Origin of the sequence: Bradyrhizobium erythrophlei, from assembly GCF_900129505.1 — a bacterium.
GTDB classification, from domain to species: Bacteria; Pseudomonadota; Alphaproteobacteria; order Rhizobiales; family Xanthobacteraceae; genus Bradyrhizobium; species Bradyrhizobium erythrophlei_D.
This window is the reverse complement of record NZ_LT670818.1, coordinates 697,263-723,539: the sequence shown is the minus strand read 5'-3', so window position 1 is coordinate 723,539 and position 26,277 is coordinate 697,263. Positions and strand designations below refer to the sequence as shown.

Annotated in this window: 26 protein-coding genes and 1 tRNA gene; 11 read left to right on the top strand and 16 right to left on the bottom strand. The window is 61.7% G+C overall.

The genetic code is table 11. The features are described 5' to 3' along the window. Positions 1 to 146: 146 nt before the first annotated feature. The 3 genes from B5525_RS03420 to B5525_RS03410 form a co-directional block, all read right to left on the bottom strand. The gene (locus tag B5525_RS03420; RefSeq protein ID WP_079564670.1) at positions 147 to 971 is read right to left on the bottom strand and encodes a helix-turn-helix domain-containing protein; all 825 of its coding nucleotides are present in this window, start codon (positions 969 to 971) and stop codon (positions 147 to 149) included. A 176-nt stretch (positions 972 to 1,147) separates the two neighbouring features. Beyond that, positions 1,148 to 1,705 carry a carboxymuconolactone decarboxylase family protein gene (locus B5525_RS03415; protein ID WP_079564668.1) on the bottom strand — a complete coding sequence of 186 codons (558 nt, stop codon included), beginning with the start codon at positions 1,703 to 1,705 and terminating at the stop codon, positions 1,148 to 1,150. Between the two features lie 377 nt (positions 1,706 to 2,082). Continuing rightward, positions 2,083 to 2,514: a DUF1772 domain-containing protein gene (locus B5525_RS03410; RefSeq protein ID WP_079572883.1), complete on the bottom strand. Its 432-nt coding sequence runs from the start codon at positions 2,512 to 2,514 to the stop codon at positions 2,083 to 2,085. A 362-nt stretch (positions 2,515 to 2,876) separates the two neighbouring features. Between B5525_RS03410 and B5525_RS03405 the strand changes: the two genes are divergently transcribed. Beyond that, positions 2,877 to 4,202 carry an MFS transporter gene (locus B5525_RS03405; protein WP_197687897.1) on the top strand — a complete coding sequence of 442 codons (1,326 nt, stop codon included), beginning with the start codon at positions 2,877 to 2,879 and terminating at the stop codon, positions 4,200 to 4,202. Between the two features lie 289 nt (positions 4,203 to 4,491). Here B5525_RS03405 and B5525_RS43550 read toward each other — a convergent pair whose 3' ends face one another. Beyond that, positions 4,492 to 4,947 (bottom strand): hypothetical protein, encoded by a 456-nt coding sequence (locus B5525_RS43550; RefSeq protein WP_154073044.1) that lies wholly within the window; start codon positions 4,945 to 4,947, stop codon positions 4,492 to 4,494. Between the two features lie 88 nt (positions 4,948 to 5,035). Next, entirely contained in the window at positions 5,036 to 5,206 is a 171-nt protein-coding gene (locus B5525_RS43545; protein ID WP_154073043.1) for a hypothetical protein, read from the bottom strand. A gap of 331 nt (positions 5,207 to 5,537) precedes the next feature. On the opposite strand from B5525_RS43545, the gene B5525_RS03395 reads away from it, so the two are divergent. Further along, on the top strand, positions 5,538 to 6,503 hold the full coding sequence (locus tag B5525_RS03395; RefSeq protein WP_079564664.1) for an SH3 domain-containing protein: 966 nt from the start codon (positions 5,538 to 5,540) through the stop codon (positions 6,501 to 6,503). Positions 6,504 to 7,656: 1,153 nt separating this feature from the next. Here B5525_RS03395 and B5525_RS03390 read toward each other — a convergent pair. The 3 genes from B5525_RS03390 to B5525_RS03380 form a co-directional block, all read right to left on the bottom strand. Continuing rightward, entirely contained in the window at positions 7,657 to 8,949 is a 1,293-nt protein-coding gene (locus tag B5525_RS03390) for an IS4 family transposase (RefSeq protein WP_079564663.1), read from the bottom strand. A gap of 236 nt (positions 8,950 to 9,185) precedes the next feature. Next, positions 9,186 to 9,989: a DUF2927 domain-containing protein gene (locus B5525_RS03385; protein WP_079564662.1), complete on the bottom strand. Its 804-nt coding sequence runs from the start codon at positions 9,987 to 9,989 to the stop codon at positions 9,186 to 9,188. Between the two features lie 163 nt (positions 9,990 to 10,152). Next, complete coding sequence (locus B5525_RS03380; protein WP_079572881.1) at positions 10,153 to 10,728, bottom strand: L,D-transpeptidase; 576 nt, start codon at positions 10,726 to 10,728, stop codon at positions 10,153 to 10,155. A gap of 226 nt (positions 10,729 to 10,954) precedes the next feature. Between B5525_RS03380 and B5525_RS03375 the strand changes: the two genes are divergently transcribed. Together B5525_RS03375 and B5525_RS03370 are read left to right on the top strand one after the other, a co-directional pair. After that, positions 10,955 to 12,499 carry an acetolactate synthase large subunit gene (locus B5525_RS03375; protein WP_079572879.1) on the top strand — a complete coding sequence of 515 codons (1,545 nt, stop codon included), beginning with the start codon at positions 10,955 to 10,957 and terminating at the stop codon, positions 12,497 to 12,499. Between the two features lie 227 nt (positions 12,500 to 12,726). Then, entirely contained in the window at positions 12,727 to 13,239 is a 513-nt protein-coding gene (locus B5525_RS03370) for a hypothetical protein (RefSeq protein ID WP_079564661.1), read from the top strand. Between the two features lie 28 nt (positions 13,240 to 13,267). Here the strand turns inward: B5525_RS03370 and B5525_RS03365 are convergent, their stop codons facing one another. Both B5525_RS03365 and B5525_RS03360 read right to left on the bottom strand, forming a co-directional pair. Further along, entirely contained in the window at positions 13,268 to 14,830 is a 1,563-nt protein-coding gene (locus B5525_RS03365) for a tetratricopeptide repeat-containing sulfotransferase family protein (protein WP_172899808.1), read from the bottom strand. 97 nt (positions 14,831 to 14,927) lie between these two features. After that, complete coding sequence (locus B5525_RS03360; RefSeq protein WP_079564658.1) at positions 14,928 to 16,988, bottom strand: alkaline phosphatase family protein; 2,061 nt, start codon at positions 16,986 to 16,988, stop codon at positions 14,928 to 14,930. A 272-nt stretch (positions 16,989 to 17,260) separates the two neighbouring features. Between B5525_RS03360 and B5525_RS03355 the strand changes: the two genes are divergently transcribed. Both B5525_RS03355 and B5525_RS47105 read left to right on the top strand, forming a co-directional pair. After that, positions 17,261 to 17,446, top strand: coding sequence for a hypothetical protein (locus B5525_RS03355; protein ID WP_079564656.1), 186 nt, complete (start codon positions 17,261 to 17,263; stop codon positions 17,444 to 17,446). Positions 17,447 to 17,559: 113 nt separating this feature from the next. Continuing rightward, positions 17,560 to 17,688, top strand: coding sequence for a hypothetical protein (locus tag B5525_RS47105; RefSeq protein WP_276328835.1), 129 nt, complete (start codon positions 17,560 to 17,562; stop codon positions 17,686 to 17,688). Between the two features lie 162 nt (positions 17,689 to 17,850). Here B5525_RS47105 and B5525_RS03345 read toward each other — a convergent pair whose 3' ends face one another. The 5 genes from B5525_RS03345 to B5525_RS03325 all read right to left on the bottom strand — a co-directional run bounded on the left by B5525_RS03345 (position 17,851) and on the right by B5525_RS03325 (position 22,194). Further along, the gene (locus B5525_RS03345) at positions 17,851 to 19,383 is read right to left on the bottom strand and encodes a peroxidase family protein (protein ID WP_079564654.1); all 1,533 of its coding nucleotides are present in this window, start codon (positions 19,381 to 19,383) and stop codon (positions 17,851 to 17,853) included. 150 nt (positions 19,384 to 19,533) lie between these two features. Beyond that, entirely contained in the window at positions 19,534 to 19,764 is a 231-nt protein-coding gene (locus B5525_RS03340) for a hypothetical protein (protein ID WP_079564652.1), read from the bottom strand. 76 nt (positions 19,765 to 19,840) lie between these two features. After that, a tRNA-Val gene (locus tag B5525_RS03335) sits at positions 19,841 to 19,915 on the bottom strand. A 141-nt stretch (positions 19,916 to 20,056) separates the two neighbouring features. Further along, complete coding sequence (locus B5525_RS03330; protein WP_079564651.1) at positions 20,057 to 21,352, bottom strand: hypothetical protein; 1,296 nt, start codon at positions 21,350 to 21,352, stop codon at positions 20,057 to 20,059. A gap of 137 nt (positions 21,353 to 21,489) precedes the next feature. After that, complete coding sequence (locus B5525_RS03325; protein WP_079564650.1) at positions 21,490 to 22,194, bottom strand: DUF1134 domain-containing protein; 705 nt, start codon at positions 22,192 to 22,194, stop codon at positions 21,490 to 21,492. A gap of 109 nt (positions 22,195 to 22,303) precedes the next feature. On the opposite strand from B5525_RS03325, the gene B5525_RS03320 reads away from it, so the two are divergent. From B5525_RS03320 to B5525_RS03310, 3 genes are all read left to right on the top strand, one after another. Continuing rightward, a complete protein-coding gene (locus B5525_RS03320) occupies positions 22,304 to 22,843 on the top strand; it encodes a YHS domain-containing (seleno)protein (protein ID WP_079564649.1) in 540 nt (179 codons plus the stop codon). A 779-nt stretch (positions 22,844 to 23,622) separates the two neighbouring features. After that, on the top strand, positions 23,623 to 23,973 hold the full coding sequence (locus B5525_RS03315; RefSeq protein ID WP_244567819.1) for an MbcA/ParS/Xre antitoxin family protein: 351 nt from the start codon (positions 23,623 to 23,625) through the stop codon (positions 23,971 to 23,973). Then, the gene (locus B5525_RS03310; protein WP_079564647.1) at positions 23,970 to 24,488 is read left to right on the top strand and encodes an RES family NAD+ phosphorylase; all 519 of its coding nucleotides are present in this window, start codon (positions 23,970 to 23,972) and stop codon (positions 24,486 to 24,488) included. Before B5525_RS03315 ends, B5525_RS03310 begins: the two co-directional genes overlap by 4 nt. Before the next feature lie 113 nt (positions 24,489 to 24,601). On the opposite strand, the gene cysQ is transcribed toward B5525_RS03310, so the two are convergent. Further along, on the bottom strand, positions 24,602 to 25,429 hold the full coding sequence (gene cysQ, locus B5525_RS03305) for a 3'(2'),5'-bisphosphate nucleotidase CysQ (RefSeq protein ID WP_079564645.1): 828 nt from the start codon (positions 25,427 to 25,429) through the stop codon (positions 24,602 to 24,604). Between cysQ and B5525_RS43540 the strand changes: the two genes are divergently transcribed. Beyond that, positions 25,428 to 25,577 (top strand): hypothetical protein, encoded by a 150-nt coding sequence (locus B5525_RS43540; protein WP_154073041.1) that lies wholly within the window; start codon positions 25,428 to 25,430, stop codon positions 25,575 to 25,577. The two genes, cysQ and B5525_RS43540, sit on opposite strands and share 2 nt — an antisense overlap. Continuing rightward, positions 25,570 to 26,217, top strand: coding sequence for a histidine phosphotransferase ChpT (chpT, locus tag B5525_RS03300; RefSeq protein ID WP_079564644.1), 648 nt, complete (start codon positions 25,570 to 25,572; stop codon positions 26,215 to 26,217). The genes B5525_RS43540 and chpT overlap by 8 nt, the downstream gene beginning before the upstream one ends. The last annotated feature ends 60 nt before the right edge of the window (positions 26,218 to 26,277 follow it).

Sequence of the window (26,277 nt, the reverse complement as noted above, 5' to 3'; positions counted from 1 at the left end):
CTCTAGAAAATTTCAGTTGCCACCCTAAAAAGACTTTTTCGACATTATCTGCCAAACTGCGACATCACCGGAATCAAATCAAAGGGCAATGATGGGCGAGCGTGCCACCTTCGGTAACTCGCGCCACACCGCAGGCTCGTGCAACTCTATGCCAGAGCAGCCCTCATTAATTCATTGTGACGGGTCTCGGTCGTCTCGTCCGCCGGGAACATGCATTCGATACGCAGTTCCTGGGCCGCGACCGTCTGCGGGGTACCCACAGTCGTTACCATTGAGAAGTAGTTCAGCAATTGATCGTCCTTGATAAAGCTCAAGGGGATCACAGGCATGAAGCTGAAAGCCACAGGGTTCTTCCACTCGCTATTCACATCGGGATAAGCGAGCAATGCCGCGAGCAGTTCTTTGGTCTTCTCGTCCACGACGCGACCGATCGATTCCCGATAAACACGTTCGAACAAGCTCTTCGCAACGTCCTCCCAATTGGCGATGAAGGGACGCATTCCGTTGGGATCAAACATCAGATGCAGCATGTTTCGCGGCCCTTTGCGAAAAGCCATGTCGATGAAACAATTGAAGAAGCGAGGCGTGCATTCATTGGTCATGAGCACGTTCCAGTATCGGTCCATCACCAATGCAGGAAACGGTTCGTGCTGCCGCAGGATGCGCTTCAGAGCGTCCGTTACGCTTTTCATTTCAATAGAGTCCCAGGGACTATCGGAGAAAATTGGAGCATAGCCGGACGCCAGTAGCAGGGTATTCCGATCTCGCAACGGAATATCGAGAGCCTGAGCAATCGCCGTCAGCGTCGAGCGGCTCGGAGCGCTCCGTCCACTCTCGACGAAGCTGATTTGCTTTTGGGACACGCCGGTGTCGAGTGACAAATCGAGCTGGCTCTTCCCGCGTACATCGCGCCAATGACGCAATAATACGCCAAGTTCGCTGGTCGTCTTTCGGAGATTCGGCGATTTCATCAAATCCACCTTGCTATGAAACCATCGAACGATTGGCCGTGCCCGCTTCCGGCGATGTGCAAAGACGGATTGGTCCAGCACGTCCCAGGCATGACCCGGGCAACGGCGGCTATCGCCCACCGCAGGTGCGCGTGCCTGCAGCGGGTGGTGAGTTCGTTCATGGAACGGTACATCAATTATTCCAAGTAATTATTCCAAGTATAGGCCTGGAACGGAGCGTCTAACGCCGGCTTTGTGACGCTGCCCGTGTAGTTCGTTATGGTGGAGGCGGCAACGACCGCGATGACTTCAAGCACGAGATCTTTCCCGAATCCGGCGTCGGTGAATTGGTCAATATCCCGATCGTCGAGTCGTCCGCGCTTCTCAATCAAGCTCCTCGCCAGGGCCGAGAGCGCCGCATACCGGCGGTCTTTAGGCGCGCGACCCTCGCGAATAGCGCTCACGTCTGCCGAATCAAGTCCTTCCTTAAGCGCGAGCGCCGTATGGAACGCGACCGCCCAGGAGCAGGCATTTGTTACAGCGTTGGTGAGAAGAAGGGTTTGAATCTGCGCTTCCGTGAAACTACCGCCGTGAACCCGCTGGAAGAGACCCACCAGGCTATTGATCAGGACGGGGGACGTTGCCATCGCACCAGCGATGTTCGGAACCATGCCAAATGCAGCCTTCAGACTTTGTAGCGCAGGCTTTGACTGCTCGGGCGCCGATTCGATCGTATAGATGGGAAAGCGTTCCATTTTTTTGACCTTTCATCAACGTTGAGAGACCGAACAAGCTCGTGGATCGAGAATGTCTTCTCTCCTGTTGAACAAGAAAATGAACCGTGCGGGCGATGAACTCAATTACATGGGATGTAATATCTTTCGAGAGGGCCAGCCCTTGGTTCACCGCCATGACGAGCGGTCAGCGGCGCACGCTCTCGCCAAACCCGGCGTTCCGGGAAACTTGCGATGCTGCCTCTGACGCACGACTTCCGAGATGGGTCATTCGCGTCGATTTCGGCGTGTCCGCGCCATGTCCGGTTCGGGGGCAATCTCGGAAAGAGCCAGGTCCGTTCTTCCCCCAACAACAGACAGCAGCAACCTGGGAGGCGGTCTCGGAAGAGGGGGTCAGCTCAGTTCATCGATGCCCGGAGAAAGGTCAGCATGGCGGCGAAACCGAGCACCGTGCGACCGGCATGCAGCACGGCCCATTTCTCGATCAAGGCGCGGCTGTCCGGCCCAGCGCTCGCTGGTTCGGTTGCCATGAGTATTTTGTTCGTCGGCATGATGCCAAGGAGCGTGTAAGGCCAGTTGGCAATAAGGATCGCGGCGCCAAGCAGCCACGCCCAGTGGCCGGTCTGCCACCATGCCGCTAGACCCAACAGGAAACCGATGATGGCCAGCGGAGCCTGCATAGCGGTCCCGCGTTTGTAGGCTAGCTTCCATTGGGTGAGGAGCGCGCGATCGTCGAGGCTCAAACGTGCGGGCTGTTCGGCGACACTGACATAGACTGCCGCTCCGGCGAAAAGCGCGGCGACGATCAGCGCGAGTTGCCCTGCAAGCATGACCACGTCTCCCGTTCTCGGAAACATCACTCAGGTGCAAACGAATATTATAGGCGTTCGAGATCAATACCAAGACGGTGTAGCCGCTCGCCCAATGCCCGCTTCGGGTCAATCGCGGCCGAAATGACATTCCGTGCGATGTCCGGTTTACCCGATAGCGACCGGAACTGCGGACATCGCTGGTGGTCCGGTTGGTGCCACAACAAGACCTTCGCACAATTCTCCTGCGGTGCAGCAATATGAGTGCCTTCGGAGAGACGCCTTTCAGTTGCCGTGAGCTGATTGTAGCATCCACTCTAAATTAACCGTTGAGAACCGGTTCGCGCAGAGCCAAGGAGACAACCAACCAAGGGGACAATGCAATGGCTATGGCAATCACACGCGAGACGCTGTCCGCATCCGATCATAGCGCGCAATTGCGCAAGGCGGTCATCGCATCCACCATCGGCACCGCCATCGAGTGGTACGATTTTTTCCTCTATGGCACTGCCGCCGGGCTTGTTTTCGGCAAGCTCTACTTCCCCAACGAAGAGCCGCTAACGGCGACGCTCGCCGCCTTTGGCACCTATTTCATCGGCTTCGTCGGCCGTCCGATCGGTGCCGCAATATTTGGCCACTACGGCGATCGCATCGGCCGCAAGGCGACCCTGATCGCGACGCTTCTGTTCATGGGTATCGCGACCTTCCTCGTCGCATTCGTGCCTACTTACGCGTCAATCGGCATCTGGGGTGCGGTCATCCTCACGGTGTTGCGGATGATTCAGGGTATCGGCGTTGGCGGCGAGTGGGGCGGATCGGTGCTGCTCGCCATGGAGTGGGCGCGCACCCATGGTCACCGCGGTCTGGTGGCCTCCTGGCCGCAATTCGGCGTGCCGTGTGGCCTGTTTCTGTCAAACCTGGCCGTCCTCGCATTCAGCCAATGGTCAGGTGACCAGTTCTACACTTGGGGCTGGCGAATTCCTTTCGCGCTCTCGATCATTCTCGTTGGCGTCGGACTATGGATTCGCCTTGGCATCCTTGAGACGCCGGTGTTCCAAGGGCTCCTGGACAACAAGAAGATCGAGAAGGCCCCCATCATCGAGGTCTTCAAGAAGCATCCGAAGGAGATCATTCTGTCGGCATTGCTACGGGTGTCCGAGCAGGCGCCGTTCTATATCTTTACTGCATTCATCTTCGCCTACGCGGTCGGCACCTTGCACATGTCGCGCAATCTGATCCTGAGCGCAGTGCTGGTTGCTTCTTGCGTCTCGTTCGTCACCATCCCGCTGTCGGGCCACATCTCCGACCGCATCGGGCGTCGGAAGATGTATCTGATCGGTGCGGCGACGGTGGGCCTGTTCGGCTTCCTGTATTTTGGAATGGTGGACACCGCAATTCCATCGGTGGTGTTCATTGCGATCGTGCTGTCGCTGATCCCGCATGACATGCAATATGGACCACAGGCGGCTTTGATCGCAGAGGCCTTTACGCCGCGGCTCCGCTACAGCGGCGCCTCGCTGGGGTATCAACTCGCGTCCGTCATCGCTGGCGGTCCGGCGCCCATTATTGCGACGGCCCTGTTCGCGACCTATCAATCCGGCTACGCGATTTCCGTCTACATCGCCGCTTGCGCGGTCGTAAGCCTTGTGGCGGCGTCGTTCATGCCTGACTACACTGGACAGGACATCTCGATGGAGTATGACGACTGACGCAAAGGTGCAACGTCGATTGTTGAAGAGGGCCTAGGGCTCGTCCCGGCCCTCTTTATTTTTGTCGGGCATGTCCGAGATGGGTCAATCGCGCCGTTTCGATCCTCTGCCAGCCACTTCCGGTCTACCCCGATCAACGGACGTCGTCAGACCGGTCAGGTTGGTCCGGTTCGTGCCAACAGCGGAAGTCGCGGTATCCTAACTTGTACCCCGCAAAGACGGTTTGGCGATACATTAAGGGGAGATCAACAACGATTCCGCTGAACGGCCTCGGAACCGAACTCGCCCGTCAGTCGTTTTGCGCCCTCATGTATGAGGTCGCCATGGTGAGAAGGTGAACAGCAGCAGTTCCTAATTCCTGCATCTCTTTGTCCATCGTGTAGACACCTGCTGCGCGATGGTATGCAATGCCTACGGTAGCGTAAGCGTCGGTGACGAAGTCGGAAATGCGTTCATCTTTCTTCAGCGCACCCCGCTCTTCACGCCCTAAGACCATTTTCATCGCTGCACCGGAAGTGGCTTCGGCGATTTGGGCATCTTCTAATTCGGGGGGCGGTAAACCTGATTTCACTGGCTGACATTGCTTAGACGCCTCTTCGACAGCCCGATAGAATTGAGGCTTTCGCGTTTCATCTGCGTTTAGGTAGCGTTTCAGAAAGCGCCGCGACCTTGCTTCAAGGTGTTTGCGATCAAGCTTAATTTTCCTCCGCCGCTCCCGCCTCTCGGATTTAAACCAGCCAAACACGATTTCGCTCCCACTGCCTCACGGCGCAGATAGTACCGCTCGATAAACCGATGCCCGCCCAATTTTCAGTGCCTTCGGGGGGCTTGCTCTAAAGCTCGCCACGTTCTCTGCGCGCTTCATCAAGGTGATGCTCGATGCGATCTAGGTCTTCTTCGAAGGACTCCTGAGAGGGCTCGCGTCTTGTGAACAAAAGCAAGATCAGGCTGCCGCAGACAACGGTCAGGCCGGCGACAATCAGTGCGATGCCTAGAGTGGTCATTTTGACCAGCCTAAAAACTCATTTTAGGCCGGTTTGCAGGTCTCCGCAAAAGCAAACAGGAGAGGGAAAATCGCCTTCGGGGCCCGAGCGTCGTTGCGCTCAGCCTGATCTGCAGCCTCGATCAGCGTACCGGCCCGAAGGATTGCGGGCCTGCGTGCGGAGCCTGTCATGGGGCGGCGCTACGCGACGAGCCGTTGGCGCATCCCGGAATGACAAACAAGAGCGGCGCGTCTCGCGCCTGCGAGACGCCTGCATCTTTCGGCTAACGCGACCATTCCTAAGGGAACGCCCGTCTCGCTACGGCGTTCCAACTCATGAGGAGGAACTTGCCATGAAACTGAGAGGATTGTTTATCGCAGCAGCCGTGCTGCTGATGCCGACCGCCGCACTGGCGGCGCCGGGCATCGTCACCACCACGGTCAACCTGAGGGCAGGGCCCGGTGAAGGCTTTCCAACGGTCGACCGCATTCCCGGCGGCGCCCGTGTCAACATCCATGGGTGTCTCAGAGGCGCCGCCTGGTGCGATGTGAGCTCGTCGGATGATCGTGGCTGGGTGTCGTCGCAATATCTCGAATATCTCTACAGCAATCGCTACGTCTATCTGCCCGACTATGTCGACGAGATCGACGTTCCCGTCGTGCCGTTCGTGCTGACCTCGTACTGGTCGAGCTACTATGCGGGACGTCCCTGGTATCACCGCCGCGCCTACTGGAGCGGCTACTGGCAATCGCATGAGCGTTTCGCGACGCGGTTGACGATCGACCGCTCGGCGGCCCGGATCGGCCGCGCGGCGGCAGCGCGCGACACTGCGCTCCCCGAGGCAAAGGCGCGTGTCGGTGTCGAGGAGAGGTCGCGTGCCCGTGTCGAGGAACGGACGCGCGCCGGTGCGACGGAACGCGTGACGCGGGAGAAAGACATTGCTACGCGTAGCGCGCGCGAAGGGCACGAGCGCGCGGCCGCGCAGACGCGCGAGAACGCAAGAGCGGCCGTGCGCGAGCAGCCGATGGCCCGCGCCCGCACGCAGACGCCGCCGATCATGGCCCGCGGTCATGACGAACCGCGTGCGGCTCCGCCGCGGATCGAGCGCGCCACGCCCCACATGACGCAGCCCAATGCGGCGCGCGGCGGCGGTGGCCCGCCGATGAACGCACGCGCGCAGATGCCGGCCCCGGCCGCCCCGCGCGCAGCAGCGCCCGCGATGCCGCAGGGCGGCGGCGCACCGCACATCAACGCCGCACCGCGCGGTGGCGGTGGACCGGGCGGTGGCGGAGGCCACGGTCAGGACAAGCGCCAATGAACGAAAAGCCCGGCCTTGAGCCGGGCTTTTTTTGCTCGACGAGCTGCTGGCGGCTTGACGGGCTACGCGTCGTGCCGAGGACATGCTTGTCGTGCCACTTCGGGGTTGGTTTAGCCAGGGCTTGGAAACGAGCGATCTCCTGGAAGCTCGCACAATATCGGCGGACTTTATAGTGAGCACAAGTAACCACCATGACTGCGCGATCTGACGTCCTCCTCATTGCCGACAACACAAAGCTCTTGAAGTCGGCATTGGGTCATTCGCGTCGATTCCGGCATGTCCGCGCCATGTCCGGTTCGGGGGTCATCTCGGAAATGTCAGTTGTCTGGTTTGCTGATTGAAGGCATCGGCTTGGATGTGATTCAATCGCCGAAAGCCGCCCTGCGAAACGACCCGACGGGCAAATCACTGATTTCCTGTCCAGCCCCTTGGTGAAAGATATTCTGGTTTTCAGAAGTCGCAAATCAGTTCTATATCTGCGTCGTCCCGTCCCACAGAGGGGCGGCTCGCGATCGTCACGGACGCGGGGCGGGATGCGGTGGACGCTGATGCGCTCTTGACGAACGGCGCGTGAGGCGGACGGCAAAATCGTGTGGTCCTGACGCCTCGACGCTGGCGTTAAGCTCTTGAGAAGCAAGCTTTTCAGGGGCGACGGTGACAAAAAAGCCCGATCGCCGGGGAGAGCTCGATATAAGCCGTAAACCATTGCGCGGGGAATGCCGGGTGTTTGCCGGTGTGACCTGACTAACGCGTGTGCGTTCTACCACTATCATTGCACACGCGGCTATCGGGCGCATCGGACGCCCGGCATTCCCTGCGCCCTCTGATTGGAGAGGGCGGAACGAGCATAGCAAGACTCGCGCAAAACACGCGGCGAGATCGCGAAGGCATATCTGGACGTCATTGCGAGCGAAGCGAAGCAATCCATCGAGCAGCAAGCAAGAAAGCTGGATTGCTTCGCTTCGCTCGCAATGACGGTCTCAATGGCTGTTTGAAATCTGAATCTTTAGTTCGTCGTCCCGGCGAATGCCGGGACCGCAGCGATGAGCGCAATTGCGCTCATCGCGGCGCCGCGGCCCCCCTCGGTCTGGCACTGCTGTGAGACGCCTTTTGCAACAACAGACGTCGGGGATTATGGGTCCCGGCGTTCGCCCTAGGGCATGCACACATCTCTGAGGCTCCATCCTGCGGTGGCGGCGTGGAAGTATTCGAGGCCGTGCTTCATGGTGATTGGACCGGGTGGTTTGGACGATGGGTAGCCATCCCAGCCGCCAAGCCGACCGATGATCCAGGCAGCCCAGGCGAGGCTGTCGGGCGGATGCGGATTTCTGAGCCGTTTGCTCTGGGCTTCGAGATTGCGATTGAAGGCGGCGAGCGTTGCGACTTCAGCGGCATCGAAAGCAATCCGAACGGGCTGATGGTCACGGCCATCCCGGGCCTGCACGAGTTGGAGAGCGATGACCGCCGCCTTGGCTGCGATAGCAACCAGCTTAAGAAGTCGTTCGGCGGTTGCGACCTGGCTGTCTTCGAGTCTGAAGCCTTGCGTCTTGAGAATGCGGAAGAATTGCTCGATCAGCCAGCGCCGTTTGTACCATTTGACGATGCGCCAAGCCTCTTCTGCAGTCGCCACCGGATGCGTCGTGAGCAGTCGCCAGTGCAATGGCTCGATCCCGACGGGAGGGGCGGCCTCCCGCACATCGACCAGGGTCAGCGACAGGCTTTTCGGCAAATGGCGCAGGAACTTGGTTTGCGGTCTGGCCAGTTCCACCGCGCCGAAGCGCAGGTCGAGCAGCGCGACCCGTTCAGCCCGCTGCGCCCGCGCAGGCAGCACGATGGCACGCTGTTCGATGATGGCCATGGCCTCGCTGGCCGCATACAGGCCGGAAGCATCCGCCAGCTTGCGATCGTGCATGCTGCGAGCAATCACATGGAACTGCTGTTTCGCTGCGCTGGCATAGAGAGCGAAGATGTCGCTCTCGCGGTCGCCAAGTACGGTCACCATGGCAGCCTTGGCCAGCAGCGGTTTGGCTGCCAGTGCCGTAGCGATCCAGCGCTGCGATTCTTTGTCCGAGAGGCCGCGCAGGTCGTGTGAGACGGTGCGGCGCCCCTTGCGGGTCCACACCTGACCGCTCAAAAGGCCAAGACAGCTGCCGTTCTCGGCGTCGGCTGCCAACATCGGGTGCAGCAATACCCCGCGGCCATTGCCGTGGCCGATCTCTCCGAGCCCGCGCCGGCGTTCTGCAGTCGTGGCAAAATTGATTTCGCTGGTGTCTTGGATTGCCAGCACATGGCGGCCTTCCACTGCGGCTACCGTGCCCTCGCTCCAGCTTTCGATTACCCGTTCGGTCGTCACCTTTGCATTGCCGAGAAATCGGTTGAACCGTACTTCCCGGGCCCGGACACCCTTCGCCAGCCGCCGCAGGCAGATATCCTTGCCCGCGACCATGCATTCGACGAACGCCGCCCCCCTTTATCGAGACGACGATCCCCGAACCGACCCAACGACCAGTCAATCTGCACACCCATGCCGACACCTCCGCCAAAGCCGAAGTGCCACCATAAAAATCACATGGATTCCCGATTCTGGAATCCCCCATGCCCCACCTGAGTCAAATCGCCGCACCAGATGTGTGCATGCCCTAGGGCGAAGGCCGGGACGACGTTGAGAGAGTTCGTACGCTACTACTCCCCCAGATTGTTCGTCTTCCTCACCCACGCCCGCACATCGGCGAGTACCTCGGGCAGCACTGCATTGACTTCGGCGACCGTCATCCCGGCCTTGATGCGGGGGTCGTACAGCACGTTCAGGATATACTGGTCGTAGACGTCGAAAAATCCCATCGACACATTGTCGTTGAACATGGTCCAGGGCACCGAGGAGGTATCGTTGATCGGGCCGAGCGACTGCAGCAGTTCCTCATAGGCGCAATCCAGGAAAATGAAATCGCCATTGTCGACGGTGAGGATGACGTCGGAATGCTCGATCTGGTAGTTGTCGTTCTTGCGGAAGCCGGACAGGCACTGCGGGTCGAGCGAGGTCCTGATCTCTCTGGCGCGTTCGCTGCCGTAGAAGCTGGTGATGGTGCGAAAGAGATCGCGGTCGCGCACCAGCTTGACCACGACATTGGCGCTGTCGCCGTTGTCGGCCATGGCGATGTCGAGATGCTGGACCTTTTGTCCGATGTCGGCGACGACCTTGGCGAGCTGCGCCTTGCGATCGGAGCGGTTGCCGTCGGCGAACACCCGTACCGGCGTGTCGTATTTGCGGATGCGGTCGACCCGGCCGGCGAGATGATATTCGGCGCCGAACGCGGTCTTGAAAAACCCTTCCGCGATCTCGCTGTCGGTGAAGCTCTTCTTCTCGGCGTGCTGGCGCGAGGCGATGGCAGGGATTTCGGCCGACGCGGCCGGTTGCCAGACGGCGCTGTCGAACGCGATGGCCAGCAAAGCGCTCGCGAAGATCGGGAACTGTGAGGGGCGGCTCATTGCAAACAATACCAACATCGTCGTCCCTGCGAAAGCAGAGACCCATAACCACAGGCTTCAGTTGTTATGCGAAAGCCGTCAGGCCGCGTCTCTCAAACAACGGCTGCGGCGTGTGGGTTCCTGCTTTCGCAGGGACGACGATGGGGATGGCTTCGGCGCAGCCCTAGTTGTTCTTCACGACCACAGTGGTGCCGACGGAGACGCGATCGTAGAGATCCTTGACGTCGTCATTGGTCATGCGGAAGCAGCCGGAGGAAACCGCCTGGCCGATCGTTTCCGGCTCGTTGGAACCATGGATGCGATAGAGCGTCGAGCCCAGATATATCGCGCGGGCGCCGAGCGGATTGTCGATGCCGCCCGCCATGTGGCGCGGCAGATCGGGGCGGCGCGCCAGCATCTGCGAGGGCGGCGTCCAGCTCGGCCATTCCTTCTTGGCGGAGATGCGATGGACCCCGCCCCAGCGGAAGCCGTCGCGGCCGACGCCGATGCCATAGCGCAGCGCCTGGCCGTTGGGCAGCACGAGGTACAGCCGCCGTTCGGCGGTGTTCACGATGATGGTGCCGGGGGCATATTCGCTGGAGAAATTCACGGTCGTGCGCGGGATCGGGCTGGCGCCGGAGCCGAAGAAACTGGGCCCGAAACCCATGATATCGCGCGAGTCCTGGCTCTCGGCCCGGGCCTGGCCGGCGCCCGCCAAAAGTGTCACCGCCGCAACCAGCAAAGCAAAAGCCCGGATCATCTTGATCCCCCGCAAATCAATCAATGGATCGGGAAAGCAGGCCATAGCCTCGGCGATTCCGCAAGCAACGACCCCGTGAGCGGAGGATTTTCAAATGCCGCGGTTAAAAAAGTGCCCAACGCGGCGGCGGCGATACCAGCAATGTCCGGGAAGCCTTTGACGAAAGCCGCAAGGAATGATTGATCTTTTCGGACATTCAAGGAAGCCTCGGAACGGGAGTGGAATGATGAACGGTGCGGAAAGTCTGGTGCGGACCCTGGTGGCGGGTGGCGTTGATGTCTGCTTTGCCAATCCCGGCACCTCCGAGATGCATTTCGTCGCAGCGCTGGACCGGGTCGAGGGCATGCGCTGCGTGCTCGGCCTGTTCGAGGGCGTGGTGACCGGTGCCGCCGATGGCTATTTCCGCATGAAGGGCACGCCGGCCTCGACGCTGCTGCATCTCGGCCCCGGCCTCGCCAATGGCCTCGCCAACCTGCACAACGCCAAGAAGGCGAATTCCGGCATCGTCAACATCGTCGGCCAGCATGCGGTCTATCACATCGGCTACAACGCGCCGCTGACTTCCGACATCGAAGGCCTGGCGCGGCCGATGTCGGCCTGGGTGCGGACCTCGCCGGACGCCAAGTCGGTGGCCAAGGACGGCGCTGCCGCCATCGCCGCCGCCAGGAGTTCGCCGCCGCAGATCGCCACCCTGATTTTGCCCGCCGATACCGCCTGGAACGAGGCCGACGGCATCGCCCAGGTGCCGGCGGAATCGCAGCGCGCCAGCTATTCGTCGCAGGCCGTGGACAACGCGGCGAAAGTGCTGCGCGGCGGCGCCCAGACGTTGCTCCTGTTGACCGGTGGCGCTCTGACCGAACAGGGGCTGGCGCTGGCGGCGCAGATCTCAGGCAAGACCGGCTGCAAGGTGATGGGCCAGACCTACAATCCGCGCATGGCGCGCGGCAGGGGGCGTTTCTCGATCGACCGGATTCCCTATGTGATCGAGCAGGCGCTGCCGATCCTAAAGGATTTCAAGCATATCGTGCTGGTCGAGGCCAACGATCCCGTGGCGTTCTTCGCCTATCCGAACAAGCCGAGCCTGTTGAAGCCGGAGGGCTGCGAGGTCCACCGCATGACCTCTGGCGGCGAGAATTCGGTCGCAGCCCTGGAGGCGCTGGCCTCCGCGCTCGGCGCCAAGCCCGCCGACGCCAGGCCGCAGGCTTTGGTCGAACTGGCAAAACCCACGGGCGCGCTCACCTATGCCTCGATCGCACAGGCGATCGCGATGGCGATCCCGGAAAACGCCATCGTGGTCGATGAATCCATCACCACCGGGCGCGGCTTCTTTCCGCCGACCGCGGCGGCCGCCCCGCATGACTGGCTGCAGAACATGGGCGGCTCGATCGGGTTTTCCACTCCCGTGGCGACTGGCGCGGCGGTGGCCTGCCCGGATCGCAAGGTGATCTGCATGGTCGGCGACGGCAGCGCGATGTACACGCTGCAATCGCTGTGGACCCAGGCGCGCGAAGGCCTCAACGTCACCACCCTCGTGTTCGCCAACCGCATTTATCAAATTTTGCGCGGCGAATTCGACGGCGTCGGCGCCGGCGAGCCCGGCCAGCGCGCGCAGGACATGCTGAAGATCGACCGTCCGACGCTCGACTTCGTCGCGCTGGCCAAGGGCATGGGCGTGCCCGGCCGCGCGGTCACGACGGCGGACGAACTGGTCGCGGCACTTTCGGAAGCCATGCCCGAGAAGGGACCGCGGCTGATCGAGGTGCGGATGTGAGAAGGATTCGCGGCCGCAGTTTTCTCTTCTGCCCGGAAGTGCCGCTGAGAACATGATCGTCATTGCGAGCCAACGGGTCGCGCGAATGCGCGCCCGATGATAAGACTCCGCGAAGCAATCCATAGAATGGACACACTAAGTGGATTGCTTCGTAAGTGGATTGCTTCGTCGCGGAGCCTGCGCGAACCCTGGGCTCCTCGCAATGACGCAATGTTGTCGGGGCCAACATGCAAGCCGAGCTCAACAAGGTCGTCACGGCACTGCAGGAATTTTACGCGCACGAGACCTGGCTCCTGGAGCATGACCTCGGCGAGCGCGCGCTGACGCATCGGCTGGCGGTGCATCTGGAGCCGCAGTTTCCGGGATGGCAGGTCGATTGCGACTACGACCGGCTGGGCGAACGGATCTTGCGGCTGCCGCATGGCACGATCGTCTCGACCGATGACCATCTGGCGAAATCGATCTATCCCGACATCGTCGTGCACCAGCGCGAGATCCCCAACAATCTGCTCGCGATCGAGGTGCGCAAGGCGTCCAATCACCAACCGCCGGAGCATGATCGGCACAAGCTGCGGGCGATGACGGATCCGCATCTGTGGTTCGCCTACTGGGTCGGGGTCTATCTCGTGCTGGGCAGGAAGAGCGTCGTCTCGGACATTTACGTCGGTGGTGTGATCGACGGGCCGCTGTCGGCGTGGCTGGCGGGCCGCCTGAAGGAGGTGGGGTTGGGGGTAGGATGATTGGCCAAACTCGCGCGCCAATTCGGCTTCACGCCAATTCCGCTTCCGGGATTTCGCGCGCCAGCCGCGCGCGCAGCGGCGCCAGCCGTTCCGCATGATGGCGCCATTTGCCGACCGAGGACGAATAGATCGGACGCCGCACCTGGACGGCGCTCGCGGTCGCCGACGGCGCCGCGCTTTCGTGAAACCGCAGGACCTCGTCGTCCCATGGCAGTCCGAGAAAGCCGATGAGACGCCGGCTTGCCGCCGATTGATCGCTGACGATGTCCTCGTAATTGATTTCCAGCAACACCTCCGGCGGCAGCGTCGTCCGCCAATGCCGCGTCAGGCGGCGATAGGCCAGGTAATATTCCGCCAACTCGATCTGATGGTACGAGAACGAAAACTTGCCTTGAAAGTGCGCCTTGTAGATCGCCCAGCATGCGTCCAGCGGGTGTCGCTGCACCAATATGATCCTGGCCGCCGGCAGCGCCGCGTGAATGAGGCCGCAATAGAGGTAGTTCTGCAGCGTCTTGTCGACGAAACGGACGTGTTGCAATTCGCGGAATGCGGTCGCCGCGTCGACATAGCGTCGGCCGATCTCCGCCGGCTTGGCTTTGGCCGAGCTATTGCTCATGCTACGGCGCATCTCGGCCGCGAACGCGCCGGTTTCTCCCACCGATTCCATCGCGGGGTGGCTGGCGATGATCCGCTCGACCAGTGTCGTGCCGGTGCGCGGCAGCCCGGCGACGAACACCGGCGCGGCGGCGGAATGGCCCGGCGGGGCCGCCGCAATCCAGCTTCTCGTGTGGGTCTGGATGATCCGGTCGATCTCGGCGATCCCGGCCGCATCATCGTGCGCAACCGAACGGTGCTGCAGATCGCAGCCGGCTTCGACGTGATCGAACGCCCGCCCATGCAAATCCAGGTCCTCATATTCCTTGCCGAGCGCAAAGCGCAGCATGACTTCGCTGGGCCGCGCCAGCCTGCCGCCGTGGATCAGCGTTTCCATTTCCTCGACGTGATTGCGATCGGCGGTCTGGATGCGGAGGTCCGAGCGCAAATAGTGCGCAAGACCGTAGTGACGGTCGAGCGCGATGGCGGCGTCGCAATGCGCTTCGGCCTGCTCCAGCGCCCCGGTCATCCGCTCGGTCGCCGCGAGGTTGAACAGATATTGCGGCACGCCGGTACGGGCAGCGACCGCACGCCGGAACATTTCCTTCGCTTGCTTGTGCAGGCCCAGCAGGCCGAAGATCGCGCCGCAGGCGTCGAGCGCTTCGGGGACGTGGCCGACGAGTTTCGCTGCGGCTTCGGCGGCCTCGAAGGAGCGCCGCGCCTCGCCGGATACGAACAGGCATTTGGCGCGCAGGATCAGCGGGATCGGATCCTTCGGCATCAAGGCGACCGCGCGATCGGCGCAGACGATGGCGGCGTCGGGGCGGCCCCGCTGCAGGGCAGTTTCCGTCAGCAGCGCCCAGGCGGCTCCATTATCCGCGGCGCGCGCCACGAGCTCCGAGCACATCCGTTCCGCCGTCGCCACATCGCCGTTGGCGAAGGCGCGTTGCGCTTCGTTGATGGAAGCCGAACCAATTCGCGGCTGGACGCTGGGCAAGTGGTCACTCCTTGACAAGATGAGAAGGCCGGACGGGTGTCCGGCCTTCTCGACGTCAGTAAAATCACGGCGCCAACAATCCGGCGGCGCCGGATCGTCAGTTGTGATCGTGATCGTGATCTGCGAATGAGAAATTGCCCCAGAGGTCGCCGATCGCCGGGCGGTTCTGCGGAACATAGGGATTCTCGTCCGACGTCTGCGGGTTCGGCAGATTGTCGCGGCCGTGACTCGAAAGCTTGGGAAGCGACCAGTTCCGTTCGATGAATTTCGGGATCGAGGCATGATCGGAATATTCATGCGACACGTGGCCGCCTTGCGAATATTTCGATACGACGATCATCGGAATACGGGTTCCGTCGCCGAAATAGTCGACCGGCTGCACGTAACCGGAGTCGTAGTAGCCGCCGCCTTCGTCCACGGTGACCAGGATCGCGGTGGATTCCCACAGCTCTTCGTTCGACTTCACCTGATCGATGATCCGACGGCTGAAGGATTCGAACAGGTCGAGCCGGGACGAGGAGGGATGGCCGTCGTTGAAGGTGCTCGGTTTGACGAACGACACCGCCGGCAGGTCGCCCTTGGCGATCGCATCATAGAGATCGAGCGTATCCTTCAGGTGCGTGTCGCGCGCCGAGGCGTTGGTCATGACGGAAGCGGAATAGAGGAACGGATTGCAGATGTTGCAATAGAGATAGGCGATCGGATCGAGCGATCCAAAATTGGTGCCCTCGCCGGGGGCGGTCTTGAAGTCGTTCCAGCGTTCGCCGAAATAGGCCCACGACACGTTGGCCTGGCTGAGCTGATCGCCGATGTGCCGCTGCTTGATGACGGGCGGCAGGGTGAACGGGCCGTTGTTGATCGGATCGGTGGCGCCGCTGCCGATGTAAGCGGGGACATAGTTGTTGAGCAGGTAATACGCGTGCGGCGCGCAGTTCGGCGGCACGTGGATGGCCGTCAGATAGTTGACGATCGAGGCGACGCCCGGCTGGGTATAGTCGGAGCAGTTGGTGTAGCTGCCGCCGCCGTATCCGTCATTGGCGTACCAGTTGTTGGTGCCCGGCGCGGGATTCGGATTCTCGACCTCGTCCACATAGACCGGCGGGTTCGAACCGGGAACCAGCACATGGTTCGGGGTGGCGGGATCGCCCTTGCCGTCGGCGTAATACAACTCGTCGGCATAGCCGATCATCATGTGGTTGGCGTAGGTGCCACCCATCGCCGCCTGGTGGTAGTTATCGTTGAGTGTGTAGTCGCGGGCCAGCTGCGTCAGGTAGGGCGCGTCGCCCCTGGCGACGTTGTAGAAGCCCATCGCGATATCGCCTTCCTTCAGCGGCTTCGCCGGGTTGGGCGGGCTGCCATTGCTGCCGGAGGAGACGGTCATCTCGACCCAGGGGAAGAGGTCGGCCTGACATCCGCTCGGATTGTGCCGCGAGACCTTGGTGGCGTCGCAGTCGAGTTGCTGCCACATCTGATAGAAGCGATGCACAGGGCTGCCGCCGTAGGTGGCATAAAGGCTGTTGGTCTTCTCGCCGGGCACCGGCTGCACCAGCGGATAGGGACCGTTCGGCAGGTTGCTGGAATTCAGGATCCGGGTGTCGGGCGAATTGCCCGCGATGCCGGTCGCACCCGTCGTCAGCAGCGGCAGATCCTGCGGGCGCAGGCCGTAGTCGCCGCGGGCGGCTTCCGAGAGCGTGGAAAGGCATCCCGGACCGTTGAGGGCCGCCGCTTCGACCGTGGTATAGCAGGTTTGGGGTGCGTAGGAGGTGCCCGGCGCCTGCAGCCTGTTGGTCGAATTGTTATAGGGCGTCTTCTGACCGGGGCTGTTCGAATAGAGATTGTTGTCCAGCGCCGAGAACTGCGCCGCCTTGGCGTAGTTCGGGCCGGGCGATCCGTCCTTGTTGATAATTCCCTTGGAAAGAAGATTGTCGACACGCTCGCCGGGGCGCGGCTCGTAGGTCGCGAACACATGGTCGAAGGTGCGATTTTCGCCTATGATGACAATTACATGCTTGATAGGGCTCGTGGTGCTGCGGTCGTTGTTATGAGGGCCGCCCATTGGGCCGTTTTCGACCGCGTAAGTATTCGATCCCATCAGTGACAAGATCGCCGCGGTGATGACCGTGCGATCGCGTAGACGTTTCGTCTGTTGCTTGAGCATGACGCCCCCTATTTCAAAATTTCAAATGCATGAAGTCGTTCGGCGAGCAGCGAACGAAACCGAAGCTAAGTGCAGCACGTGTCAGGTATGCTTCGAGGGCATGTCAGTTTGGTTACAGGATGATGAAGGCGCGGATATCGCCGAGCCATTTCGGGCGGGCCGGCGCGATGGCTTCAGTTTTTTTCAAATTCGCCCGTCCCAGTAACCTGACCCGGCAAGGTTAAAACCAAAGGTCGATTGCGGGCTCCACGCGGCGATGTATGTGGTGAACGATGTCCAGCTCGTTCCACAACGCCGATAAGCGCACGCACCGCAAGATCATGCTGGTGGGCCTGTTGTTCTGCGCGGCGTTCGTGGCGATCAGCTATTTTGCCAAGGAGCAGCCGGACAATACCTACGTCCTGGTCAAGGCCGACAGGCTGGTGCGAACCGCGGGTTCGCCGCCAACCGCCAAATGAAGTCATTGACGCACCGCACAACGGAACCAGCGACCGATGCCGCGATTGATTCGTTTGAACCTCAGGCTGCCGGCGAAGACCTAATCGGCAGAGGCAATCTCCAGGAGGCTGTCATGACTAACTGGCACGATACGATGGTGGACAGGCCCGAAACGGATGGCGCGGGTTACGCGACCGGCTGGACGATCTCCGGCCTGGCCGTACTAGGGGCCATTGTTGCGGTCTGGGTGCTCGGGATTTGATCCCGGCCAGCGCCAGCGCGCCGATTCCGGGGGGCGAACGACTTGACCCCAGAAAGTCCTGGAGCGACCTGAAAGCCGCCGGCATTTAATTTGGGACCGCCGCGGGCCCGGCAGCAAACCAGTTGGGCCCGCGACGTTCATTGGCGGTGGTCCGATGTCACCTCAGTGCAAGGCCGTTCCTTGGCCCAGTGCATAGGCGACCAGATCCTTGAGCCCGAAGTCCGGTCCGGTTACGGGAGCCCAACCGGGATCAAGCGACAGCATCGAGAAGTTATCTCCGAAGAGCAGGCCCAGGATCACTTCGGCGACGATGCGTCCGCCGACGGGTCCGAGTTGGGGAGTGGAGATCGGCCCGGGTGCGCCGGTCACGGGAATGGTGACCGCCGTCTTGTGGTGCGCGGCTTCCGCCAGCACATAGGTCCAAAGCGGGCAATTCCGGGCGAATGCGCCGTTGGCGATTTTGTTGATCGCGACCGGATCCTCGCCGGGGTCCGGCTTGTCGACCGCCTTGCCGATCAGGATCTCTTCGTCCTTGAGCGGGGTCATGTGCATCGCCCTGGCCACCGCCTGTCCGGACGGCAGTCCCAGGCGCCAACCGCGTTCGAGATTTCGCAGCACCAGCGAAGGCGGGTTGGACGCCACCGCGGGCGGAAGCATGCTGAGCGGATTCACGAGCGATGTGTCGATGCGGTAGGCGAACTGCAGTCGTTTCTTATTAGCGGGCAGCGCGTCGTCGCCTTCCTTGCCATAGGCCCGAACATCGAGATCGATGAAACGGCCCCAATCGATCGCGCGGCCGGGCGCCATGGTCTGGAAGCCGGTGAGCGCGTTCTTGAAGTCCTTGTCCGGGAAGATCGACAACAGCATGGCGTCGTCATCGTTCAACCGATAGCCGGGGCGGATCATGGAGTGGCCGAGCCGGTAGCAGGCGACCGAGAATTCGACCGGCATGAACGGCCAGGTCTTCCAGTGAAAGTAATTGAGCTTGCTCCGATCGTAACGGCCGCCAGTCCTGAGATCCGACAGCACCGCGCTGCTGACGATGCGGGGCAGGAAGTCGTTCAGCACGACGTATTGGTAGTGAAAGCGAACGCGCTGTTGCAGCGCTTCGAAGTCGAGGCCGGCGTTGTCGTCGACCATGCGGTTGTGAAACCGGAGAAACAGCCCCTGCAACTGCGATACGATGCTGTTCTCGTCGTTGCGGGGATCGCCGATCAGCGCGCGGCCGGCGAACCTCGGCAGGTCATTGGCGTCGGGCACGCCGGCGCCTTTCAGGGGTTCGCCCAGCAGGAATTTCAGGTTGCCGTCGTACATATAGGGCTGGTCGGATGGACCGCGTCCATAGACATTGTCGAGATCGAGCGCCGGCGTCCGAAAATCGACCAGTCCGTCGGGATCCTGGGCCTTGGTCAGCACGCTTACGGGGTCGAAGGTGATGTCGTGATCGATGAATTGACCGAAATACGTGTAGAGCGCCGGGATGCCGCTCTCTTCGGCATCCGGGTCATCCTTGGGTCCATCCAAAGACGCTGTCATTGCGTCGGCCAGCGCGGAGAGGTTGGCAATATTGTCTGCCTCCGTTGCCCCGAATCTGGCGGGTGGGACGTTTCGAAACATGCGGCCGAACCGGCCTTGTGCAAGTGAAGAGCGTGTGGCGTTCAATCCCCGCGGGATCGCACTATGACGACTAGCCATGAGTTTCTCCGGATTGTTGTGTTGCGCTGGCGGCTAGATTGGTAGCAGCGCGCGCCGGAGTGCATTGTGAGGTGGCTTACAGCGCGCCGGACTAAAGTGCGCCAAGGTTGCGTCTAATTGTCTCACCAGCCGAGGGTTGCTCGGCCTTGGCTATCTTTGCGGGACCCGCCCGCCGCCGGTGGCGAACAAGCCAAGCCAGCGTCCGATCAGGAGCCCCAGCACCACCAGCAGGCACCAGACGGGCAAGAAAAACACCGTCAGAATTCCGGCGTCCTCCGGCTCGGATTGCAGCAACCACTTGACCACGCCGACCGGAGCGAACAGCCCAATCGCGCCTCCGGTGAGGCTGGTGATCAGAATGATCAGCTTCTGGGAGGTCATCGACCTGATCCGGCAATCGGAAAACGACTTGGCTGTATAGGCTTGGCTATAAACTGGAAAGACTAGAGATCAACAATGGTGGACGCACAAGGGATCGAACCTTGGACCTCTCCCGTGTGAAGGGAACGCTCTCCCGCTGAGCTATGCGTCCGGGATTTTGGCGAGCACGATCAAGGGCCTTGTAGATCGGCGTCCGATCGGGCGACACGCGTCGTTCGTAGCGCGATTTACGAAGTGCGGGGCGGGGGTGTCAAGCTAAACGGCTACGATTCGATCGACCGGGTTGATGGCTTCACGCCCCTTGCTGGCGGGCACGGGAGGCATGGGACTGCAGCGCCCGGATGCGTTCGGCCAGTGTCCCGCCGCCCTCGGGAACCGTGCTCGGGGCCGCGCCATTGGCCACGGCGCCGTTGACGGGCTTCGCCGCCTTGGCCGGGACTGCCGGGTCGGCCGCCGCCAGCATGGTTTCGATCGGCGAATTCGGCCCTTCCAGCTGGATCGCGAGTTTTGCGACTTCGGCGGCGATGTCGTTGATGCGCTCGCGCAGCAGCGCGTTTTCCATGCGCTCGGTCGCCCAGGAGCTCTCGGCCTGCTGCTGGATCGCGTTGATGTCGCGCTGCAGCTTGGCGCGCTCGTCGCGCGCGACCCGAAGCTGCTCCTCGACCGCCGCCTTCTCCTTCTGCAGGCGTTCGACCGCCGGCGCTTTGCCGCTGTTCAGCGCGGCGATTTCAACGCGCAATTCCTTGGCAATGCGTTCGGCGGTCTGGTTGGCTTGGCGCAACTGGTTGTTTTCGAAGTCGCGCTCGGCGAGCAGTTTGCCCTGGGTGGCAAGCCGCTGCTCGAGGTCATTGACGCGGTTGCCGAGCAACTCGGCTTCCTTGACCTGCACGATCAGCTGGCGATCCAGATCGGTGACGCGCTGGCTCAGATTTTCGACGCGGCTGCGCGCCTCGGCGAGCTCGCTCGTTGCCTTTTCGGATTCGTGCCGTTCCTGCTCGAGCCGCGCCTGCGTGGTGGCGAACTCCTTTTCGGCGTCGCCGACGCGGTTCTTGAGATTTTCGATTTGGGCGCGCACGGCCATCAGCTCGACCTGACGGCTCTCCGCCATCATGGAACGGTCGGACAGTTCGACGTTGATCTTGGTGAGGTCGCCCTGCTTGTCCTTCAGCGCCTTTTCCGCGTCGCGCAGCGATTCCGTCTTGGTGGCGAATTCCTCTTCTGTGGCGCGCAGCTGCTCCTTGACCGCCTTCTCGCGGGCTTCCAGCGAAAAGATGGTGGCGTTCTTTTCGCCGAGCTCGATCTTCATGCGATTGATCGCATCGGTCTTCTTGCCGAGTTCGGCGAGCTGGCTGGTGGTCTTGTTCTTGAGCTGGTCGACGCTCATCTCGAGCCGGCGTGCCGACATCGCAAATTCGGCGCGCAGCTGATCCTTGTCGGCCTGGATTTCGGCCATCGACAAAGGCGTCGCCGCCTCCAGCCGCCGCGTCGTCAGCCGCACCGCGCGGTTGTGCACCAGCGGCACGATCATCAGCCCGACCAGCATCGAGAGCAGGAAACCGATCGCCAGATACATGATCGGTTCGACCATCAGCGGTAACTCCCCATGAAAAGAAGATGCTTGGTCACAATGCCATGGGGCACCGGGTAAACGCCAGCCTCATGGCGCGTTAACGTGAATCCCTCACCGGAAAATCCGGTGTTTCGGAAACGTCGCCGCCAGGGATGTCAGAACGGGTTCCAGGTCGCGCGCGGCGTGAATTTGAGGTAGCCGATATTGGCGCCAAGCCGCAGTCCGATTCCAGAGCGGATCGGCACCAGCACGATGTTGTTCGCCGTCAATGCGGTCATCCCGAAACCGCCGACAATATAAGCGGAGCCGTCGATGCCGGCGAAGCGCTGGTAGATCGCATTGGTGGCGGGGAGATTATAGACCAGCGTCATGGTGCGCGCGCCATCGCCGCCCCAGTCGAAGCCGACCGACGGTCCCTGCCAGTACACCCGCAGATCGCCGGCATTCTTGGTGTAGAGCGTACCTTCGCCGTATCGCAGTCCGGCCACGAACGCGCCGGAGCCTTCCTCGCCCAGGACATAGCCGTTCGGCAGGCCCCATTGGCTGACCGCGCGCTCGATCACCGAAGCGAGGCCGCGCGAGACGTTGCCGAAGAACCGGTGTCCCGCACCGACCAGTTCGTCCGGTCCATAGGTATTGGGGCTGGGCTGGCGCGCCGGCGGCGCTTCCTGTGGCGGTGCCTGCTGTGACTCCTGATATGCCGGAGCCTGCTGTGGCTGCTGATACGGCGGTGCCTGCGGCTGCTGATACGGCGCCACCTGCGGCTGCTGATACGGCGCCGCCTGTTGCGCGGAAGCCGGCACGGCCCAGCCCATCAGCGCGGCGAGCGCCACCGCGGCAAGGCGTGTTGCGAAAATCATAAAACCACCCCTGCGTATCGAAATCGGCCGCAGCCTTAACGTGATGCCAACAGGCACGGCCCTAGGCTTCCGCCCAGTGTCCCCGACTCGGATCTTATCGGCATCAACTATGACGGCACAACGGCAGGAAAGAAACGGCTCTCGGCCCCGAAAAGGCTTTCGCCCCGGAATAGCCTTGATCGACCTGCTGGCCGGCCTGGTCCTGGTAAGCCTTGCCGCGGCGGGCTTTTCCGGTTCGGCGGCCCGGGCCGCCACCACCGAGCGGGTGGTGGTGAACCGCTTCACCGGGTTGGCCATCGAGGGCTACGATCCCGTTGCCTATTTTGTTGATGCCCGGCCCGAGATTGGTTTGCAGGATTTCGAGGCCTCGCAGGCAGGCGCGGTCTGGCGCTTCCGCAATGAAGGCAACCGCGCCTCCTTTGTCGCCCATCCCGAGATTTACGGTCCCCAGTTCGGCGGCTACGACCCGGTCGATCTGGCCCGCGGCGTCACGGTAGCCGGCAACCCGCGGTTCTTTCAGATAGCGGGACAGCGGCTCTATCTGTTCAGCCGCGAGGAGAACCGCGACAGCTTCGCGGCCGACGCCGCGCGCGTCCTGCGCGAAGCGAACGCTCGGTGGCCGCAGCTGGAGCAGGATCTGGCGCAGTAGCGGCAAGGGGGGCAAGATACACCTTCGCATTCCCGCGACGCGGATGGCGCCCGGGTTGTGAGAAAAAGTTCCGCCCCGAAAGAGGGCGTGGGGAATGCCGGGTGCCCAGTGCACCCGCAGCCTCGTGTGCGAAGTGGTAGTGCAAGATGCACACGAGTATTCACAGCGGTTGCACCGGAAATCACCCGGCATCCCCGCACGCAATGGTTTTAACGGTTTCCTTCGTACTCTCCCCGGCGATCGGGCTTTCTTGTCACCGTCGCCGGCAGCGTTAGCTGCCGACTTGACGCCGGCGTCGAGGCGTCAGGACCACACGACTTCTCCGTCCGCAAGCAAAACGCTCTCGTCTTTAGCGCCGCTCGCGTCCATCGCATCCAACCCCGCGTCCGTGACGATCGCGATACGCCCCTCGAGTGGGGTGGACGGTTGCGGATATAAGGTGATTTGCGGTTTCGGAAAACCAGAATATTTTTTCAAACAAGACTGGACAGGTAGAAACAGCCTGATCCGGTTGGAGAAATTAGATTTTGCGCGCAAATCCGCTGCCCGCGCGGGAGGCCGATCACCTGTGGGCCGGATGGGGCCGCATTCAGGTATCAGGTATTGCGAAATGCCATAAAAAGTGCCATATAAATAGGGCAAATGGAGTGGCAATAATGTCGACTACCAAGAGGCCGCGTTCTACCGGATCCGCCCAGATCGACTCCCTCAAAACCAAAGGAAGGTCCGCCGCTGCCGGTTCGGCTGCGCCAACACAGACAAAGCCGAGGGGCGGCAACTTGGTGGTGACCTTCCTGGATTCCAAGGGCCACATTTCCGTGGGGCGTGTAGCGAAGCGCTTTGGCATGTCCAAGGTACAACTTGCGGAGACCATTGGCCTAAAGCCGGAAACCATCTATCGCGCCGCTCGCCTGGAGGCACCTAAAACACAGACGCGCGCCACGGAGATGTTGGAAATTATTGGCCGGATTGCTGACTGGGCCGGGGGCGAAAAGCAGGCCATGGCCTGGTATCGAGCGGAGCCAATCGCAGCTTTTGGTGGCCGGACAGCCGAGTCTCTTGTGAAAGACGGCAAAGCGTCCGCCGTTCGTGATTATCTCGATCACGTGGCGACGGGCGGCTTCGCTTGAGGTGGGAGGGGACGTGCTATCGAGCGCACGATCCCAAGTGGGCTTGGTCACCGATATCAGGAGCAGGAGCGGCCGCCAAAGGCGGGCGCTTTAATCCCATCGGCACTCCTGCACTATACCTCGCTTTGACAGTTGAAGGCATGCTCGTAGAGATGGGGCATGGTTTTGGCCACCGTTTTGATCCCCTGACGATCTGCAGTTACAATGTTGACGTTGATGACATCGTCGATCTGCGCACGGACTCCGGGCGGGCGCGAGAGGCGATCGACCTTGCGTCCATGGCTTGTCCATGGGCGTATGATCTGGCAACCGGCAAGCTCCCAGCATCCTGGGAGATAGCAAAATCGCTGATCGCGAAGGGAGCGGCTGGAATCCTGTCGCCATCATTTGCGACAGGTGCCCGGTCCGACATGGCAAATCTAATTCTGTGGCGATGGGGATCTGATTTGCCGCACAAGGTCGAAGTGCACGATCCAAGTGGACGGCTCCCCAAGGATCAGTTGTCCTGGTCCTGATGCGCAGGCTTTTGGCTGCAGCGCGTAGGATGGGTTGAGCACTTGCGAAACCCATCAACTTGCTAGACGTCCTCACGTGATGGGTATCGCTGCGCTCCACCCATCCTACAGTTTCACTCTACCGCCGCCGGATCGCCCCAGGCGATGAATTCCGGCACGATGAAGCCGTTGCCGCCTTTGCCGAATTGCAAGGCGGCCCCGTGCGCATCCGTAATCTTGCCGCCGGCGGCGGTGAGGATGGCGTGGCCGGCCGCGATATCCCATTCGGATGTCGGCGCGAGGCGCGGATAGATATCGGCTTGCCCCTCCGCCACCCGGCCGAACTTGACCGATGATCCCAGGGTTTTGCGGATCGCGCCGGGCCTTTCCGCGATGAAGGCTTCGGTGCGGCAGTCGGCATGCGAGCGGCTGACCGCGGCGATCCAGGGTTTTCCGCGCGCCGGGAGCCTGCGGGTATGGATCGGCTCAGGCGCGGACTTTTCGCCGCGCGTCAGCCGTTCCGCGCCCCGGCCGACGATGCCGCGCCAGACCAGCCCGAGCGCCGGTGCACCGATGACGCCCAATACGGGTATTCCATCGGTCACCAGCGCGACGTTGACGGTATATTCGTCGCGGCCGGCCAAAAATTCCTTGGTTCCGTCGAGCGGATCGATCAGGAAGAAGCTGCCATCGTAAGCCGGCTTCGCCAGGCCGACGCGTTCTTCCGACACGGCCGGAACCTGCGGCGCCAGCCGCGCCAGGCCTTCGGCGATGATCCGGTCGGCGGCGAGGTCGGCTTCGGTCACCGGCGATCCGTCGAGCTTGCCCTCGATCCGCATCACCGCCCGGTTGACGGCCAGAATCGCGGCTCCGGCCCGGATCACGAGGTCGGTCAAGGGTTCCAGCAGCGCGGCGGCAGCCCCGCTCTCGATCACGGATGTGGGGGAACTTGCCTTATTCATGGGCGAATTTCATTTGCTGTTCGTCTTTCTTTTCGGCTACCGCCTTGTGTTGGCAGCAAGCGCATCCGCAGTGTATCAAACTGGCGATCAGGCGCGATTCGCCTTGGTCGGCGTTGCCGGCGGATTTACAGGAACACCTCATGTCTGACACCCCGTCTCCCGGTCCCGCCCCCGACGCCCTCGAGCTGGCGGCGCTGTTATGTTCGCGGGTTTGTCATGATCTCATCAGTCCGGTCGGCGCCATCGTCAATGGGCTCGAGGTCCTCGACGACAACCCCAAGCCCGAAGACCGCGAATTCGCGCTGGATTTGATCCGCAAGAGCGCCAAGACGGCGTCGGCGCGGTTGCAGTTCTGCCGGCTGGCGTTTGGCGCCGCGGGATCAGCGGGCGCGCAGATCGATCTCGGCGACGCGCAGAACATGGCGCGCGGTCACCTCGAAGACAACAAGACCTCGATCGCGTGGAACTTGCCGCGCGTGCTGTTGCCGAAGAACCGGGTCAAGCTGCTGCTGAACATGATGGTGATCGCGCAGCAGACGATACCGCGCGGTGGCGTGCTGACCGTCGATCCGATCGGCGAGGGTGAGCAAATCGGCTTTCGCGTCGCAGCCTCCGGGCTCAACGCGCGCATGCCGCAGAATATCGCCGATCTTCTGAGCGCGGGTTCGACGCATGCGGTCGATGCCCATGCAGTGCAGCCTTATTATACGCGGCTGCTGGCCCAGGCCTGCGGGCTGAATGTGGTGCTTGCGCCCGAGGGCGAGGCGGTGGTTATTACCGCTTCCTGAGTAAACATGGTTAACCAACGGTTTATAGGGCGCCCGAGGATTCCTCAGGGCGCCTTATCT